Source organism: Streptomyces sp. NPDC058257, assembly GCF_042881845.1.
Taxonomy (GTDB): domain Bacteria; phylum Actinomycetota; class Actinomycetes; order Streptomycetales; family Streptomycetaceae; genus Streptomyces.
Window position 1 is genome coordinate 85,891 of sequence record NZ_JBHVXJ010000002.1, and the last position, 16,316, is coordinate 102,206.

Below are 16,316 nucleotides of genomic sequence, written 5' to 3' on the forward strand. Positions count from 1 at the left end.
TGGTGCTCCTACTCGTAGATGCGGTCCTTGAGGAGGACGTCGCTGATAGGGCCGAAGGCGTCGCAGATCGCGGCGGTGGTCTCGGGAAACGTGTGCAGCCCCGGGATGCGCAGGACTTCGCTGATCCGGCCCTCGGGGCTGTAGAGAATGACCAGCTCGCGGGCGGTGACGTCCGCGTGGCTCGGCGTCCAGGTGGCGAAGAACGACGAGCCGGAGTCGGTGATCCGGTCGTGGAAGTAGAAGACCACCTGCTTGTAGGTGTCATCGAGTTCGCGGTTGCCGATCTTCGGCTCGGGACGCCCCCGGTTGGGCAGCTTCTCGGCGCCGAACCGTCCGGCGGGCAGGTCGTGCCGCAGCCCGTACTCACGGTCGCGGAACGTGAAGAACGCGCTGTAGTGCGGGTCGTCGGTGACCACGCGCCAGTCCCCGACGGGAACGCCGACGAACTCGACCGCGTAGGACCACCACACACGCGCGGACATCGCAGCCCGCACGCTCTCCTCGGCCTGGAGCATGTTGCGCGAATGGCGCATCACCTCGATGGACTCCGGCCGGGCCGGGCAGCCGTTCGTCTGGAACCTGAACCAGTTGAGCCTGTTGCGGGTGCCGCAGTCGAAGCAGCGGGCTTCGGACTCCGCGTCCTCGATCAGCCGATGCCCTTCGATGATCTCCAGGAACTCGGGGAGCCACTGGTGGACGTGCAGGGGGACCAGGCGGGCCTTGAGTGCGGGGCGCCGGGTGTAGGACTCGCCGCACGGCTTGCACACCGGCTCCAGGGCCTTGTCAGGCCCCAGCTCGTCGGTGAGCAGCATGTGGGTGGCGCTGCCCGTGCACGGGTCGTCGCCGGGGACGGTGGTGGACTGGATCGTGGAACAGCTCATGGCGCTCCTATGGGGAAAAGCCGTGGACGACACGGGAGTTGTGGCTGTGTCCTCGACGGATGCTTCGGTGTCGTGTGCCTCTGCGCAGAGTTCGCAGACGTAGCCACCGGGCACGCGGTACTTCCGCGTATTGGGAACGGGTCCGTGGCCGTTGCCGAACGAGCTGGGGCATTCGTCGTTGGCGCAGTAGAAATGGCTCTGTGCCTCGGGTTCGGGCCCGCCGTCGGGCCATGCGGGGCCGACGTAGACGCTGTGGGTCATGACACGTCCGCCACGAGCCAGTAGGTGTTGTAGCCGTACTCGAACCGGATCGGGCCCTTCGCCTGGCTGGCCAGCTCGACGGCCTCGTGCCGGTCGAGGGTCACCCCCCGGGTCAGGTGCGCCATGGCGCCCAGCTCGGTGCGGCGAAGATGCTGAAGCAGTTCGTACTTCGCCTCGTGGAACGGCAGGTGGATGGTGTGGCTGCCGATCGGCACGGAAGGGCCCGGGTCCGACCGGTACCAGCCGGCCGACAGCTTGGGGGCACCCGGAACCTCGGGTCCGGCCAGGTGCCGGTCGATGGCTTCACCCACGCGTTGCTCGAAGACGCGGTCCCACACGAACGTGTCGTAGGACATCTCGACGTACGCCTTCAGCGCGCGGTCCGCGTTGTCGGTGGACTGGGTGGACTGGAAGCGCTTGGAGTAGGCCCACTCCCCGTCCCGAAATCCGTCGTCCGGGCTCTTACCGTCGAAAAGGCGGCCGACGATCCACTCCGTCGCGTCGGGGGTGAGGGTGCCTGTCTTGCGGGTGCCGAGGAACTGGCCGTAGTAGCGGTCGTCGTAATGCTTCTGTCGGGCCTGGTGGACGAGCGTCCAGCCCTCGGCCCCGACGGTTGTGCTCATGTTGCACCTCTCTTTGCTGACCGTCTGGTCAGTCGGTCGATCAGTTGTAGAGGCCCTTGTTCGGGTACTTGCGGCCGTGGGCGCGGATCGCGTCGTCGCGGTCACAGCCGTACTCCCAGACGTCGTCGCCGAACTCGTCGATGGACCGGCAGCCCCACAGGGCGCGGCCGAGCGCGGTGGGCGACATGACGACCTGGTCGGCGTACTCGCCCGCGTAGACGAGGAACCCTCCGCCCTCACGCTTGCGGAACGACTCACCGATCCCACCCCGGTTACGGCCCTCGATCGGGACGCGCGGTCCGGTCTCCTTGGACACACAGGTCACCAGCAGGTGGCGAGGCCCTGTGCCCTCGATGGCGTCGAGCTGCTGGACAATGACCGTGCCCAGGCCGGCGCCCTCGTCGTCCTTGGGGATCTCCAGCACCTCGAAGAGCCGGCCGGCCCCATCGGGGCGGCAGTTCCGCAGCACGACGTGCTGCCCGACCTCCAGGTCAGCCGCGCCGGTCAGTTCGTCCTTCGCGGCCCTGATGATTTCCTCGGCGAAGAACGGGATGTCGAACGGAGCCTTGTAGACGCCCGCGATCCCCGGCTTCGAGATGTGGTTCAGGGAGTTACCGAGAACGTGGACCGTACCGTCTTCATCGGTGCGGATGATCTCGACCGTGTACCGCTCCAACTCCCCGGCGCGAATTGCTGCTGCATCCTCGGGCAGGAAGTCGTCGATCGGGTACCAGTCCGGGTTCTTCTCCGCCGGGTCCGGGTCGGTCTGCTGAACAAGTCGAATCTGCATCGCTCTCTCGCGACTCCTTCCATTGTTCGGGTGAATGAGTTGAGTGCCCGGGGCGGGAATCGAACCCACCGAGTGCCGCATAGGGGAGGACGGCATTCGCTACTCGTCGACCGGGCGTACCCGAGGCGCGCTACGGCGCTACGACCATCGGGAGCTTGCGTTGACCCTTGATCGGGATCTCATGCCGGTGTCGATCGGTTGCCGGAATGTCGATCCCGCACGTGCCGCAGGTGAACGTGTGCTCCTCCCACGGCTTCTCGCAGTGCAGACACGTGTCCCCGTCCGCCTGCGGCGTGGGGAACATGACGACCTGTTGCGGATTCCCCCGGAACTCCGTCATCACGAAGTCGTGCGGGTACATCGCGGCGGCCTGGCGGGCGTTCTCCTCCTTGATGAACTCCGGGTGGGAGAGCCCCCACTTGCGCAGTTCGGTGGCGATCTGCTTGGCCAGGGCGTGCGGCAGCTCGTAGGAGTCGCGCACGTACCGGGTCAGCGCGGGCTCGCTCGGCGACTTCTCACCAAGGACCAGCCACTTCCCACAGTTGTCGCACCGCTCGTCGGAGATCTCGCCCCGCTCGTCGTTCGGCAGCTCGGTCAGTTCCGTCTTGGCCTGCTGCGTGGTGATCGTCTTGGGGAAGTCACCCGAGTCGTAGGAGGACTCGTCGCTGAAGTCGACGCCCTGGCGCTCGGCCGCCCGGCGGATCGCGTCCTCGTGCCCCATGCCCCTGGCGACCTTGATGCCGTTCGCCCGCATCCGGCCGATCGTGCACGACGGGCACAGGTTATCGACCGCGTACTGGTATCCGACCACTCCACCGATCATCAGTAGGCCCCCATTTTCCTGATCTTGTTGGTGCACTTCGGGCACAGCAGGTCGCCGTCCCCGTCTTGGTCCAGGTCGTAGAGCCGGATCTTCGGCCCGCGCGGGCCGACGCCCTCGACGTAGAACTGCCAGCGGTAGGTGTCCTCGGTCTCGTACGCGTGGCCCGCGTCGCACTCGATCCACGCGGAGCTGAACGCCAGGAAGTCCTCCGGCTCGGCGGCCGTGATCTTGAAGAACTCGGGGTGCGCGACTGTGCGGGCCTCGCTCGTCGCGACGTAGTGCGCGTCGCCGAGCTTGAACACCGTGTAGTGGAAGTCCTCGTCCAGCCACGTGGTCTCGTTCTGGGTGTTCGCGGTTTTCAGGTCGCCCCAGTGCGGGGGCTGAACGGGAACACCGCGCCGCTCCAGCCAGGAGAGGAACTGCATCGGCCCGTACGGGAACTTTCCGTGGACCTCGTACCACTTCTCGAAAAGTTCATCGAGTCGCACGCACGGTTCGGTCTTTTCGTCCATCCATGCGTCTCTCCCGCCGATCACGGCTTCCGAGTCGACAAAGGCCAGTTCAATTCCCACGGTTACGCCCCCTCGAATTCCGTGATGCCGTCCTTGCCGCAGCATCCGGCGCACTCGCATTCGTGCACCTTGTGCAGCTCCGACACCTTGAATGCGCCTGTACTGGTCCACGGGGCGTCCTCGGTCTCCCACGTGTACTTGACGAGCACCATGTCTCCGCAGCTCACGCGGACCACACGGGCCTCGTAGCACCACGGAGAGCGCACCGTCCGCAGGCTGGACCGGCCGTCCGGCACCTTGAAGTGCGGCCGGACGCGGACCAGTTCGCCACGCTCGGCCAGAGTTTCTGCTGAGTCCTCGGCGTGCGTGATCGGCTCTCCGACCGGGCGCACCTCACTGTGGAAGGCCGACCGCTTGACGTAGGTCTCGGCCCGCGCAGGCTCTTCCTTCGGCTCGGCCGGCGCGGGCTCGGCCTCCTCCGGCTCGTCCTCCTCCAGCTCTGGTTCGGGCAGCACCTCGACCGTGACGGACACCCACTTGAGCCCACCCGCCGTGAAGTCCTCGGTCTCACCGACCTTCATCTCGTCCACGCGCTTCTCGACCCACTCACGCACCGAGTTGATGTGGTGCGTGCGGCAGTCCCTGCGGTGCCGGGTGTTGGCGCAGTTGTGGCCCTCGGCCAGGACGCACTCACCCTCGCCGAAGTCCTCCATGCCGGAGAACGTGAGCTTGGGGTGTGCCTCCAGCAGCGACACGAGGGAACTCGCGACCGAGTCCGGCCAATCGAGTTCCTCGGTCTCCGACTCCAACAGTTTGTGGCTCGTCTTGCCGCGCACTGTGCGCTGCTGACGCCATTCGGTCGTTACCCGGATCATTACTCCCCCTGCAAATCCCGGCAGTACTCGCACGACTCATGGTGCTGGTCACCGCATTCGTCGTCCTCCGCGTGCGCCTCGATCAGGCCCTCAATGTCCTCCTCGTCGATGCCGAATTCCCGGCCCAAATCCGCTACTGCCTCGACCTCCTCGCACGTCAAGTAGCAGTCGTAGTGCGCTGGCAGAGACCACAGCACCTCCGAACACTGCTTCATGAACTTCCTGGCGGCGTTCAGCTTTCGCTGATTCCGCCCAGCCTTTTGCCGACGCCGCAGCGTCTTGACCTTCCGTGTGCTCATCACGCACACCCCTCCCTGGACTGCGCCATTCGATTGACGGCATAACAGTTCTCAATTTGGGCAGCGAAAAGGGAGCCAACCAGTGCAACACGCGCGCACCAAGGCTCCCTATTCACTCGCCTGATTCAGTTGTCGTACCGGCGGACTCGCGGCTACTTGGTGCGCCAGTCCTGGCGCAGCTTGTGCCGCATGTCGGCCTCGTACTCGTCCGCCTTGCGCCCGTGGACCTTCTCGTACGCGTCCAGGTCGATCACGGGGGATACGGAGTGGCTGAACTCGGGCACCGATCTGTGCATCAGCCGCATGTACAGGCACGCGGCGGCGGAGGTCATGGGCGCGACCAAACTCGTCTTGGAGAGGACGGTGATCATCTCCGCATCCGTGCCCAGCCGGGTGTCCTGGCCCTTGGCCACGCGCTCCAGCAGCTCATGGCAGTGCGCACGGAAGAGCGGCTCACGGCAAAGGCCCTCGTTGTGGGCCGCCTTAAGCAGGCTGAAGCTGTTCCAAATCGGCCCGGTCCCGCGCTTACCCTCGGGCCGAGTCTCACCGTGCCGGGCCATCGCCTTCTCGATCTCTGCCTCGGCCCATTCCATCGTCTCGAAGATCGACTCCAGGTAACCCAGTTCCGGGAGTATTGACGTAATGCCGTCCATCACGCTCATGGAAAATCCCACCCCTCGTTTTCTGTTTTCAGGCATACAAAAGGGCCCCTGCGTGAATTACGCAGAGGCCCTTTAGCGGAATGCGGAACTACATGTTGGCGCGGAAATCTGCCCCGTCCTCGGCGGCCCACGCCTCGACCTGTTCCCGGACGTACGCCTCCGGGTCACCGCTGGGGCCGTCGAGCGAGGTGTTGATCACGTGCACGGCGCCGTCGAGATTTCCGCTGATAGCGGCGTTCTTCGCGACGTCCTCGTCCGTGAAAACGTTGATGTACTCGCGCCCATGCCACACGCCGTACCAGTCGCCATGCGACTGAACGTGCACCAGAACAGGCTTGCCGACTGCCACGGACGTACCTCCTGAAGTTGCGGCTGCATCCCTGCCGACCCCATGCCGGCCGATCCCTCAGCCCGACTGAAACGCTACCCGTGATCGCGCACAGCCACGGCCGGCCTCGGGACGGACCCCCGCACCGAGACCGGCCGAAGCCATCTACGCGACCTCCGGCCGCTCGCTGTCGATCAGCTCCTGCACCTGGTCGAGCGAGAACAGGAGATGCCGCGCAGTGCGGTCGAGCGCGCCCGGAGCCCGGTGGTCGGCAAGCTCCCCGACCTCCCGCCGGATCGTCCGCCCCCACTGCTCCAGCTCCTCGGCCAGGGCGAGCAGCTTGCTGCTCATCTCCAGCCGGTCAATGGATTCGCGGAGAGTGTCGAGGACATCGACGTCGATGGCTCCTCCCCGCAGGGTGAAGGCTTCGGCGAGATTCTCGACCTCACGCCCCACGATCGCGATCTCGCGGCCGACCGGACCGTCCAGCCGGTTGGCGACCTGGTGCTCGGCCTGGAACGGAATGACGGTGCTGCTCACGCGAATACCTCTTCCTTCTCGATCTTGGCGGGGAGTACAGGACTGGCGGTGTCGGCCCACCCGCCGCGCCACCATCCGGGGTGCAGCAGGTTGGGCCGCATGATCGTGGCGTCGACCCGGTCCTCCCGCGCGAACATCACCGGCTCCGAAACGGCCCGGGTGCAGTGGACGACCAACGGACCGTGGACCACGGAGTAGCCGTTCCAGCGGTCCTCGACGTGCTGCGGGGTGTCCCCGATTTCGACGTGCACCAGCGGCAGGATTGTCATCGGACGTACCACGGCTCCCACAGGTAGCGGACGGAGTGCCGGTTGTCGGGTTCGAACGCCCGGTAGCGGCACATCTGCCTCTCGACTCGGCCGCGCGCAGGAGAGCGGCGCGGCTTGCGCTCACCGCGCGTCTCCAGCCAGAGCCCCATCACGGTGCGCCGGAAAGGGCGCCGCATAGGGCCGCCATGGATGCGGTCGTGAATGCGCAGCGCGTTGGTGGCAGCCGCGCGCTTCAAATTGGTACGGGCCATCGGCGGAACTCCGATCTGTTGCGGTGGCGTCCCCTGGTCGGCGACGCGTTTTCGGGCATGACAAAGGGCCGCAACCCGAGACGATTTCTCGCCCGGATTGCGGCCCTTCTGTGTGGCTAGCGTGCCGCTAGGCGGCGGTGGAGTAGCGGACCGACGCGCCGTGCAGGCGCGCGTACACCCGCGCTCCGTCGTCTCCGTCGAGGTAGCCGACGGGGTACCACTCGGAGGACAGATCACCGCGATCCTTGTGGATCTTGCAGACGTCCCGCGTGCCCTTCGGGACGTCCGCCGCCTTGATCGAGGTGTGCACGCGCGGGGCGGGCTCGGCCTTGACCGACTCGGTCACCGGGGCGGGCTCACCCGTCGCGGCCTGCCACAGGGTCTTGGGTGTCGGCACGGGGTCCGTGCGGGGCGGGACCGGCCGCGCGTCCAGCGTGGCGCGCGTCGCGGCGAACGTGGTCGCCACGGCCGTGCGTGTGCGTGCGGCATTGTCCGCGCCGAGAGCGCGGATTCCGGCGCGGGCGGTGCGCTGAATGTCCTTCAGCGTGTTGGAGATCTCCCGGTCCTGCTGACGCTGCTTCGCGAAGCGGCGCGCGGCCTGCCTACGGGGGGTGCTGTGACGGCTCATTTCTGGCCCTTCCTTTCCATGGTCCGAATCGCGGTGCGGTAACCCTTTGCGTCACTCCGCGCGTACCGCGCGGCGACGAGATTCCCGCGCGCTTCAGCGGCACGCGCTCGGGTGAGTGCGTGATCCCGCGCGGCGCGCAGTCCGTCAAGGGTGGTGAGATCAAATTCCGGCGCGAGTTCCTGGGGGGTGTCGGGCAACGCGTAGCCGCTGTTATCCGAGTGCCCCATGCCGCGCGCGAATGCCCCGGGGGAGTACGTGGGGGAGTTACCGAAACCGGCAGGCTTGCCCGACACGACATAGCGCTTAGGCGCACGCAGGTTTTTGCCCGTGTGCCGCTTGTGCGGCGCGTTCTGCCGTGTCTTGACGCTGTCACGGTCACCGCGCAGGTTAATGCGCCCCTGGTAATCCGTGCCCATAGATGACATTTCCGCTTTGTAGCTCCGCGTACGGCTATCGGCCGTCCACGTGCTAGCGGGACCCTGTACCTGTCGCTTTGCTGCCATGGTTGCCCCCTTCCTGGGGTGAGTGCGAATGGATGAGCACGCGCGGCAGGAATCGAACCTGCCCGGTACGTGTGGAGTCTTTCTCTCCCGCGTCCGGTCCAACTTTCGCGCGTCGCCAAATCTCGGGTTTTCAGCCGCCGACTAAAGCGGCCTACGCGTGTTCGCTTTGGCTTGCCCCCGCACCACATCCATGGTTTTTCGAGGGCAGAAATTCCCGGCACCTGTTATCGACTTTCGCCCGGCGCTTGATTCGGTCCGCTGTGCAGCACACTCCGCCAAAAGGACCCCTGACTAAATCGCTGGTATACCCGCAATGGATAGAGGCGAGATTGCCACTCCGCCAATCGGCGAGAGTCTTGACGTGCTGCACCGTGATCACTAGACGCACTTGTTCCTTGGTATGTCGAAGCGGCATCTTTCCGGACCTACCTGTAAGACGACAAAGGTCGTTGACCTCACAGGGGTATCCGGTCGGCGTCCGCAACGCACAATCTCAGTCAGCGTTGCTAGCTCACACGCGGTAGGAATTCGTCGCAATCGTCACTGCCAATTCTCCCGAAGTCATGGGCGCGATAAATCGCGCGATGATGGAGAAAGAGCGGACAGATTACATCCCACACGCTATTCCGCCTAAGCGTCTCGATTGCCCGTCGCGCCGCAAGCCAGGGGGCACGTTCCGCGTATTTGAAAGCTGCGGACTGCGCTACCTCCCCGGAGCACAGTGATTCACGCGAGAGCCCTTGCGGGAATGCCCGTGAAAGACCGTTGCCCGGCCACAACAAACGCCCAAGACAGGCTTTGTTGTCTCACGTCCGGTCATGCCGCGCCGAGAAATAGCCGCGTGCACGCCGGGGATAGGCGCGTTACTCGCGCCCCTGTTGCCTCTCACCTCCCTTTCGCGTCCCCCGCCCGCCGGTTTGGCGGGCTGCGGTGGGAACAACCAAGACGTTAGGGGGTCACAGAGGCTTTGTGACCCCCTGTTTTGTAGTCAGTCACCACCAGAGCGTGATAGTGCGAGGTCAAAGGGGTGATCGGCGCCAAAAAATCAGCTAAAGAATCTTGGAAATCTCAGAATGCGGACGATCAAGGTGTCCAAAATGCTCGGGAAAAAGGGCACATCACATGTGATGCCGCCTAGTTCCTTACTAGATATGCCACGCCTGCACGAAAAGGGGCAAAGAAGGCGTGTTTTTCACAAGCGCGCACGATTATCACGGGAAGACCAAAAAGGGCCTCTGACCTGCGACGATGCCTATTTTCTGACTGGGCGTCAGGTATGCCGACGGGACCCCCGCGCGACTGCCTAAATCACGCACCGTGACGAAATTCGCCGAAATTCGGGGGAAGAATGACGCTACGTGTCCGCGCCCCTGTACGCCCGTCTGCGGCCCTCCCCTTCCCCCGGGGTCCGTCGCTCCGGCCGTTCCCCCGGGGCGCTCACGCGTCCGGCCACGGGCCCGCGCGGCATCGCTCCGGCCGTAGCGTCCGGCCGTGCCGGGCCCGTGCGCGCCCCTACGCGCGCGCGTGAGAGCCTGTCCGGGCACGCGCGCCCGACGGTCCCCCGTGGCCGGTCGGCACGGCAGAACGGCGCTCAGCGACCCGCCCCCACAAAGAGGGCATGACGGACACGCCCTAGAAAATGCCAGGGCGCGAAAATTCGGGGGTTCTAAGGCATCTGCCCTTGATGCCACATAGAGGACACATGGGAGGTACAGGAGGATGCGCACGGTTGCCCGGCAATGCGGCTCATGCGTGGCTTATGCCTGTGTGCGGCCAACACCCCGGTATGGTGCACCCTGTGCGGGTAACTCCCCTACGCGTGAGATATGACTAATGCCAGGGGTGCCGGGTAAGTGCTGGTAAACACCAATTAGGCAGTACCTCATGCTTGCACCGCTAAGGGCGCACGTATCACATTCACGCGCAATGCGCATTATGCCGGTATTTGCTGCGCAAACCGGAACCGTTGCTCCGGTAATGTAGCTGTACGCGCTGGTAGCGTCACCGTGCGCCTACAATTACTTGGCGTAAGGATTCTTACGCCAAGTAACTTCGGGCATAGGGTGAGTTACCTGGCGTACGCCCCCCTATGGGGCCTTTGGGGCATACCCGGGGGTACAGCATATCTGCGACTAACACCCCAAGCCTGGCAAGGCTCGCGTACGCCGCATTGGGGTCGAATCCCCTTAAATGAGGACCCCCCACCATTAAACGCGCAAAGCGGACAATTGGGTGCCTGGGCCTTCTCGCGCATATCGACCCTAGACCACGAGGCAGTGTCCCCGCCGCCGGCAGTGGCCGGAAGCCAATATTCCGTTTAATTGCCGACGGCCGTGGGCCCGGGGCGGGGGTGTGACGCAGGCCACAGAGGCATTTCCAAGATTTATTGACGTTCTCGGTCTCTGCCGGGCCTGAGAGGTGACGGTTCCACTCACCTTGGAGGACTCGATGCGCTGCTCTGCGGAGACGACCCTGACGCCCGACGAGATGCGCCGGCTGGAGGCTTTGCCCTGCGCCACCGACTTCGGCCTCCAGGCCCCGTACGCGTGCGACTTGGAGGAACACGGGCCCGAGACACGGCACAGCACGCTGGCGCAGATGCAGCACTACGAGCCGGGGGGCCTGGTCTATTGGTGGCTGCTGTGGGACGACGCCGGCCACCAGGAGGTCCGGCTCTGGCCCGGGTGCGACCGGCTCGTGGTCGACGAGACGTGCCTTCTCATCAAGGACCACCCCGGGGTCTGCGACCAGGAGATCGGCTGGCCGTAGGCCGGCCGCTCGGTTATGCCCTGGCATAACCGCCGGCGCGTCAGGCCGGGGCGCTCTGGCGGAGCTTCGCGACCACCAGCTCGTGTGCGGCTTCGGCCTCGATGACGGTGCAGGGGTGGTGGCCTTCCCAGGCGTCCTGCCAGCGGCCGTCGCGTCGGACGCCGGTGTGGAACATGCAGCCGGCCCACATCACCTCGACGTCGTGGCCCTCCCACATCGTGCGTACGAGGACGCCGTCGACCTCGGTCTCCGCCACGGTGCGGTACTCGTCGTCCTCGTAGAGCCGGGCCCACTCCATCAGGCCCAGGGGCCGGCCTTCCTTGCTCCAGCGGCGGACGGGGCTGTCGGCCGGCTGCTCCATGTCAGCTCCAAGCATCGTTACGGTTCCGTGATTATTCGGCTGCGGGGGCATTTTCCGCTCGCGCGAGCCTCCGGCCGGGGCCGTGGCTCGACCCCAGCATGCCCGAGGCCGGCCGAGCGATGTTTTGAAGCCGAGAAATCGCTGTTCGGGCGTCCTCAGCCCTCTTCAGCACTGCTTTGACCTGCGCCTTTGGGTCCGTACGCTGGTGCCATCGGGTTGGCCAACCCTCCTTGCAGGCAAGCGAGTTGAGGAGCCCGTTGTGGCGAAGAAGAAGTTCGAAGGCGAGATCGTCGTCCGGTTCAAGGTCAAGCAGACCGACGGGCCGGCACCCGAGCACCTCGAAGACCTCCACCGGTGGATCGAGGAGGAGTGGGACGGCACGGAGGTGTACTTCCAGGGCGACGAGGAGAAGGAGGACGAGACCGTCGTGGAGCTGGAGGTTGTCGGCTTCGAAGACCTCTCGGCGAAGTAGCGCGCATGAGCCGGCCCCGCTCCCTTTCCGGAGCAGGAGCGGGGCCAGCCGCAGGGGCTTCTCGCAGCTACGCGGGCACGTGTGGCAGGCGGCCTTTGCGGAGGCGGCGCTGGTGCCGGCGCGCTTCACGTCGCTGGTTCTTCTGGTTCGCGCCCACGGTCCAGTCCCGGTGGTAGTGCCACGGCTGGCGGACGTTCTCGCACTCGCCCGAGGCGTAGTAGCGCGGCCCGTCGGGGCTCTTCCTGGGCCGCCGTGCATGGCAGAGGCAGCAGATGACGACGTTGGCGGCGTCGAGTTCCGCGTGAACCTTGGCGTAGAAGCGGGCGTTGTAGTCCCGCCAGTACAGCGCCTCTTCCTCGGGCGTCCACTGGGGCAGGGAGGCGCGGTACGCCTCGCCCCACTTCGTCAGCAACTCGTCGATGCTTGGGGCCTGTTGAGTCATGTCCGGCATGCTAGCTGCGTACGCAGTTACGTACGCACTGGAGGCGGATTTTTGCGCCGCGTCGCCTGCGGGGGCAGGCTCCGCCGGCTCGTTCTGTGCGAACTGCCTCCGCGCTGTCAGTCGTGCGTGCCATAGTGGTTGGGCCGCCGGGTAGTTGGGCGGTGGTCCCCGCGCAAGCGGGGGTGTTCCGCTTCTGTGCTTCGGTGCAGATTCGACCCTGCGCAAGCGGGGATGGCCCGATTTCTAAGGGCGTACAGCACTGCTCCCCGCCAACGCGGGGGTGGTCCGAGCCTTAGGGATGCACGGCAGTGCTCCCCGTGCATGCGGGGATGGCTCCGCGTAAGCGGAGGTGGATCGAAACGGTGTCTCGAAAGAGATCGCCAGCGGTCTCGAAAGTTGCTCCGCACACGCGGAGGTGCGTGGAGGGCTCGTCTCTGGGGAGGCGGGCCCTTCTTTTTGCCCGGAGATGCTGGCGGAGGGCCAGGACGTAGCCAGTCCTGACCCTCCTGGGAGGTTACTCGTTCCTAAAACGAGCCCTTTGCAGGGTTGTCCACCCTTCAGCTCACGCCGGCACATTTAAGGCTCCGAGTCGTATTGAAATCGCCGCGCCCTGCCATTGGACCATCCCGGCATGGAGCGCCAGGAGAGGGATTCGAACCCTCATCTCGATGATATTGCTCGGGCCGGTCGATCCGGCGCTTGGTGGCGTGCTTGAAACTGGAGCGAGAAATTGAGTTTTCGGGGCTGGCCTGCCTCTACCAGTTGGGCTACTCCGGCGTGGGTGCCGGACGAAGGACTCGAACCTCCAACAGGGCCTGCCCGTTTCCAAATTTCAGGCGTTGAGTTTCAGTTTGCGCTCCTGCGCACCCGCCGCACGCCGGCGACGGGGGTCTGGGGTTACGCCGCGAACAGGTAGTTCAGCAGCGTGGCGCCGGGTCGCTGATTGTGGACCTCGGCGGAGTTGGCCTCTTCGCGGGCGTACTTGACCGCGTCGCGGACGAGCTGGAGGCGGCCTAGGAGTTCCTGGCGGCGGGTGGCCGGCATGGCTCCGGAGAACTTCACCGTGGTCCAGGTCCCGACAGGTACGTCCTCGAAGTACACCTCGACCTGGGCGGGGTGCCTGTCGGTGGCGGGTGCCTTGACGTGGTTGCGGGGCACCTTCTTGGAGCGGACGGTCTCGTAGGCGGACGTCCGCCAGACGCCGGCCTGCTCGTCCCACTGCCACTGCTCGGAGGGGTCGAGGACGGGGAGCTTCTCGACGAAGGTGTGGAGGCTGTTGAGCTGCTTTTCCAGGAAGAGCAGGTAGGTCACAGGGACCTGGGTGAGGAGTACCTGGTCGCCGATGCGGATGTCTGCGCGGGCCTCGCAGTTCGCCCAGTCCTTGGTGGCGGTCACGTCGTAGAACGGCATGAGGCCGGTGAGGGCCTGGTTGATCGCGTCGTCGGCTCGGAGCTGAACCCGGGTGGATTCGGCGGGGAGCAGTTCGCCCTCTTCGTCGCGGGGTCGGTAGGTGCGGGAAATGCCGGCCAGCAGCGGGGATTTCTGGACCTGGTGGTGGGCGGCAGTAAGAGCGCTGTACGCCTCAGTTTTCCGGGTCTTCTCCACTGCGACGATCTGGCTCAGTCGCGTCGTCATGCCGAGGACGTTAGGCATTGGTTATCCGTGGTGGCAATTTTGATGTAGCCCGTTCGAGTGAGTGGGGAACAGTTTTCTTTTCTTTTTGCTGGTGGGGACGTTGAAGCCCTCCTGGGCTGTGCTCCAGGAGGGCTTCGTCAGTTCTGTGGGGTCCGGCGCTTTCAGACCGGTACGGGCCGGCCGTGGCCGCCTGTGGGGTTGGGGACCTCGGTGTGCTCGTGTCCGCCGCCGCCGTTGCGGCAGTAGGGGCACCAGGGCTGGTAGGTGCGGTGGAAGCGGTTCACCAGTGTGATGCCCGCGAAGACGACCATGATGCCGATGGAGTTGGCGATGGACGGGGCTGTGTGGCGCTCGAAGAGGTGGCCGGCGATCAGGGAGAGCACCGCGAGCACCAGGTAGGTCCGACGGCCTCGGTGGTCGATGGTGAAGAGCCAGCGGCGCTTGTCGGCGTACTGCGGTGCGTCGACCCGGAATTCGCTCACGCAGGTCTCGCACAGGCTGCTGCTGTGGCGGATGTCGCCGATGATCGCGGCGACGACGAGGAAGGTGGAGATGGTCCGGGCGCTGTTCCAGACGCCGGCGTCGGGGGCGAAGACGAGGGCGGTGGCGGCGGACGCGGCGATGAGTACGAGCCAGTGGCTGCGGTGCGCGAGTCGGCGGCCGTACTCGGTGAGGGTCGTGCTGTGGCGGCTGGGCTTCGGCTCGGGCAGGGCGTCCTTGTTGCGGGCCGCGAACAGGTTGACGGCGATCACTGCGAGGCCGCCCCAGTAGAGGGCCAGCAGCGAGATGGTGGTCCGAAGGGTGATCGCGGTGGCCTTGTGGTCCGGGTCGCTGAAGTAGGACCCCACGATCGTGTAGACGACGATTGCGGCGATGGCGAGCCAGGTGAGGCCGGCGAGGCGCACGGCGAGGCGATGCCTGAGCGCCGTCGGGTCGAACGGCTTGTGGCGCGGGCACCATTCGGTGCTGGTGTGGGTGGCGATGTGGAGCACCAGCAGGAGCAGCAGGATGACGTTGGCTGTCCATGCGCCGGCGAGGTACGCCCAGTGCTTTGAGGTGAGTTGGTTGAGGGCCACGGCGCCGGGCGTCAGGAGTGCCAGCAGTTTCAGCGCGTGGTGGACCGCTCGCTGGAAGCGTGGGCCGATGTTGATGGTGAGGTTCACTGCTGCTCCGGCTTTTCGAGTTTCACGACGAGGTTGGCGCCCATGGCGTTGGCGATGCGCAGGAGAGTGCCGAGGTTGGGGAGTTTGTTGGCGCTTTCGAGTCGGGAGATGTGCGACTGCTTCATCCCGACCTTTTCGCCCAACTCCCTTTGGGACCAGCCGAGTTCGTTGCGTCGGTCGGCTACGGCCTGGGCGACGATGTAGGCGAGGTCCCGTTCGGTGAGGGGCTCGAAGGGGGTCTGGGTGGGCGGCGGTGAGGTGGCGCGCTGCTGAAGGTCGTCCATACCACGAGAGGTATGACATACCACGAGAGGTATGTCAAAGCTCGCAGGTGAGGAGGTTGATCATCTGGCGATCCCTCAAGTTCGCATGTCACACGTTCAGTTGCGTACGCACTTACGTACGCATGGCGCGGCACCCTCTGCTCATGGCCGGCCAGCCGTCGGCATATGCCAATCCGTCGAGGTGCGTACGCAGTTACGTGCGCAACGACTACCGTCGTGATTCACGCCACACCGGCACGGAGGACGCTTCCGGCCGGCCGGTGCGTGGTGCTCGGCGCGGGGACGGTCCGGCGGATTGCGGCGGGCCGTGATGTTCGGCAGGAGGTGCCTGATGGGTGCGGTAGGCCGGTTCCAGAAGCTGCTCGGTGAGGTCAACCGTATGGAGGGTTACGACCCGACGGCTCCGAAGCTGCCGGTGGTGGTGCCGTTCTGCAAGCGGCACCGGATGTCGTACGTGCCGGAGCCGACGATGGAAGGGCTGCTGATCTGTCCCGGCTGCCTGACCGAGTCGGACACGCAAAGGGCGAGAAGGGCTGTACAGGATGAGCGAGACGGGGGCGCCGGGCATGACCTGGGAGGAAGCTCGGACGCTGCTCAAGACGAAGCCGGGCGCGCGGGTGTCGAGCCTCTCGTGGGAGCAGGCGGGCAAGTTCATCTTCCGCGCCAGGGCGTGGGTCCAGGTCCCGGGGCGTGAGCCGCTGCCGGCCGAGAAGGAAGCCGGCCTGAGCCCGGACGTCGAGACCCTCCCGGCCCTGTGGTTCAGCAACCGCGAGGGACTCATCTCCGCCTACAAGGGATCGTCCGAGGGCGAGGAGCGGGACGACTGGATCGAGGGCCCTTCCCCGGGCAAGCCGGACGCGGCGTAATGTCGCGCCTGTAGACCGGCCCCGCAGGACAAGCTGTACCCCCGTCAGCGAACTCCTGCGGGGCCTTTTCGTGTCATTT

Annotated in this window: 23 protein-coding genes; 3 read left to right on the forward strand and 20 right to left on the reverse strand. The window is 65.6% G+C overall.

Going from position 1 to position 16,316, the window contains the following annotated elements; genetic code table 11:
• Window positions 1–8: 8 nt before the first annotated feature.
• From ACFVXC_RS05500 to ACFVXC_RS05565, 14 genes are all read right to left on the reverse strand, one after another.
• Complete coding sequence (locus ACFVXC_RS05500; RefSeq protein WP_389901723.1) at window positions 9–881, reverse strand: hypothetical protein; 873 nt, start codon at window positions 879–881, stop codon at window positions 9–11.
• Window positions 882–1,138: 257 nt separating this feature from the next.
• Complete coding sequence (locus ACFVXC_RS05505) at window positions 1,139–1,765, reverse strand: hypothetical protein (RefSeq protein WP_389901725.1); 627 nt, start codon at window positions 1,763–1,765, stop codon at window positions 1,139–1,141.
• A 40-nt stretch (window positions 1,766–1,805) separates the two neighbouring features.
• Window positions 1,806–2,555, reverse strand: coding sequence for a hypothetical protein (locus tag ACFVXC_RS05510; protein ID WP_389901726.1), 750 nt, complete (start codon window positions 2,553–2,555; stop codon window positions 1,806–1,808).
• 130 nt (window positions 2,556–2,685) lie between these two features.
• On the reverse strand, window positions 2,686–3,378 hold the full coding sequence (locus ACFVXC_RS05515; protein ID WP_389901729.1) for a hypothetical protein: 693 nt from the start codon (window positions 3,376–3,378) through the stop codon (window positions 2,686–2,688).
• Window positions 3,378–3,890, reverse strand: coding sequence for a hypothetical protein (locus ACFVXC_RS05520; RefSeq protein WP_389901730.1), 513 nt, complete (start codon window positions 3,888–3,890; stop codon window positions 3,378–3,380). The genes ACFVXC_RS05515 and ACFVXC_RS05520 overlap by 1 nt, the downstream gene beginning before the upstream one ends.
• Window positions 3,891–3,952: 62 nt before the next feature.
• The gene (locus ACFVXC_RS05525) at window positions 3,953–4,765 is read right to left on the reverse strand and encodes a hypothetical protein (protein ID WP_389901732.1); all 813 of its coding nucleotides are present in this window, start codon (window positions 4,763–4,765) and stop codon (window positions 3,953–3,955) included.
• On the reverse strand, window positions 4,765–5,064 hold the full coding sequence (locus ACFVXC_RS05530; RefSeq protein ID WP_389901733.1) for a hypothetical protein: 300 nt from the start codon (window positions 5,062–5,064) through the stop codon (window positions 4,765–4,767). The genes ACFVXC_RS05525 and ACFVXC_RS05530 overlap by 1 nt, the downstream gene beginning before the upstream one ends.
• 152 nt (window positions 5,065–5,216) lie before the next feature.
• Window positions 5,217–5,726 (reverse strand): hypothetical protein, encoded by a 510-nt coding sequence (locus ACFVXC_RS05535; RefSeq protein WP_389901735.1) that lies wholly within the window; start codon window positions 5,724–5,726, stop codon window positions 5,217–5,219.
• Window positions 5,727–5,814: 88 nt separating this feature from the next.
• Complete coding sequence (locus tag ACFVXC_RS05540) at window positions 5,815–6,075, reverse strand: hypothetical protein (RefSeq protein ID WP_389901737.1); 261 nt, start codon at window positions 6,073–6,075, stop codon at window positions 5,815–5,817.
• Window positions 6,076–6,219: 144 nt separating this feature from the next.
• Window positions 6,220–6,594, reverse strand: a complete 375-nt coding sequence (locus ACFVXC_RS05545) for a hypothetical protein (protein WP_389901739.1) — start codon at window positions 6,592–6,594, stop codon at window positions 6,220–6,222.
• Entirely contained in the window at window positions 6,591–6,845 is a 255-nt protein-coding gene (locus tag ACFVXC_RS05550; protein ID WP_389901740.1) for a hypothetical protein, read from the reverse strand. Before ACFVXC_RS05550 ends, ACFVXC_RS05545 begins: the two co-directional genes overlap by 4 nt.
• A gap of 14 nt (window positions 6,846–6,859) precedes the next feature.
• Entirely contained in the window at window positions 6,860–7,114 is a 255-nt protein-coding gene (locus ACFVXC_RS05555) for a hypothetical protein (RefSeq protein ID WP_389901742.1), read from the reverse strand.
• A gap of 127 nt (window positions 7,115–7,241) precedes the next feature.
• Window positions 7,242–7,742, reverse strand: a complete 501-nt coding sequence (locus ACFVXC_RS05560) for a hypothetical protein (protein WP_389901744.1) — start codon at window positions 7,740–7,742, stop codon at window positions 7,242–7,244.
• Entirely contained in the window at window positions 7,739–8,158 is a 420-nt protein-coding gene (locus ACFVXC_RS05565; protein ID WP_389901746.1) for a hypothetical protein, read from the reverse strand. Before ACFVXC_RS05565 ends, ACFVXC_RS05560 begins: the two co-directional genes overlap by 4 nt.
• Before the next feature lie 2,535 nt (window positions 8,159–10,693).
• On the opposite strand from ACFVXC_RS05565, the gene ACFVXC_RS05570 reads away from it, so the two are divergent.
• A complete protein-coding gene (locus ACFVXC_RS05570; protein WP_389901749.1) occupies window positions 10,694–11,014 on the forward strand; it encodes a hypothetical protein in 321 nt (106 codons plus the stop codon).
• Between the two features lie 40 nt (window positions 11,015–11,054).
• Here the strand turns inward: ACFVXC_RS05570 and ACFVXC_RS05575 are convergent, their stop codons facing one another.
• Entirely contained in the window at window positions 11,055–11,375 is a 321-nt protein-coding gene (locus ACFVXC_RS05575; RefSeq protein WP_389901751.1) for a hypothetical protein, read from the reverse strand.
• 259 nt (window positions 11,376–11,634) lie between these two features.
• Between ACFVXC_RS05575 and ACFVXC_RS05580 the strand changes: the two genes are divergently transcribed.
• Window positions 11,635–11,847, forward strand: a complete 213-nt coding sequence (locus ACFVXC_RS05580; protein WP_389901753.1) for a hypothetical protein — start codon at window positions 11,635–11,637, stop codon at window positions 11,845–11,847.
• A gap of 67 nt (window positions 11,848–11,914) precedes the next feature.
• On the opposite strand, the gene ACFVXC_RS05585 is transcribed toward ACFVXC_RS05580, so the two are convergent.
• From ACFVXC_RS05585 to ACFVXC_RS05605, 5 genes are all read right to left on the reverse strand, one after another.
• Window positions 11,915–12,289 carry a hypothetical protein gene (locus tag ACFVXC_RS05585; protein WP_389901756.1) on the reverse strand — a complete coding sequence of 125 codons (375 nt, stop codon included), beginning with the start codon at window positions 12,287–12,289 and terminating at the stop codon, window positions 11,915–11,917.
• Window positions 12,290–13,186: 897 nt separating this feature from the next.
• Window positions 13,187–13,924, reverse strand: a complete 738-nt coding sequence (locus ACFVXC_RS05590; protein WP_389901758.1) for a hypothetical protein — start codon at window positions 13,922–13,924, stop codon at window positions 13,187–13,189.
• Between the two features lie 161 nt (window positions 13,925–14,085).
• Window positions 14,086–15,087 (reverse strand): hypothetical protein, encoded by a 1,002-nt coding sequence (locus ACFVXC_RS05595; protein WP_389901759.1) that lies wholly within the window; start codon window positions 15,085–15,087, stop codon window positions 14,086–14,088.
• On the reverse strand, window positions 15,084–15,371 hold the full coding sequence (locus ACFVXC_RS05600; RefSeq protein WP_389901760.1) for a helix-turn-helix domain-containing protein: 288 nt from the start codon (window positions 15,369–15,371) through the stop codon (window positions 15,084–15,086). Before ACFVXC_RS05600 ends, ACFVXC_RS05595 begins: the two co-directional genes overlap by 4 nt.
• Window positions 15,372–15,758: 387 nt before the next feature.
• Entirely contained in the window at window positions 15,759–15,887 is a 129-nt protein-coding gene (locus ACFVXC_RS05605; RefSeq protein WP_389901762.1) for a hypothetical protein, read from the reverse strand.
• 26 nt (window positions 15,888–15,913) lie between these two features.
• On the opposite strand from ACFVXC_RS05605, the gene ACFVXC_RS05610 reads away from it, so the two are divergent.
• Complete coding sequence (locus ACFVXC_RS05610; RefSeq protein WP_389901763.1) at window positions 15,914–16,237, forward strand: hypothetical protein; 324 nt, start codon at window positions 15,914–15,916, stop codon at window positions 16,235–16,237.
• The last annotated feature ends 79 nt before the right edge of the window (window positions 16,238–16,316 follow it).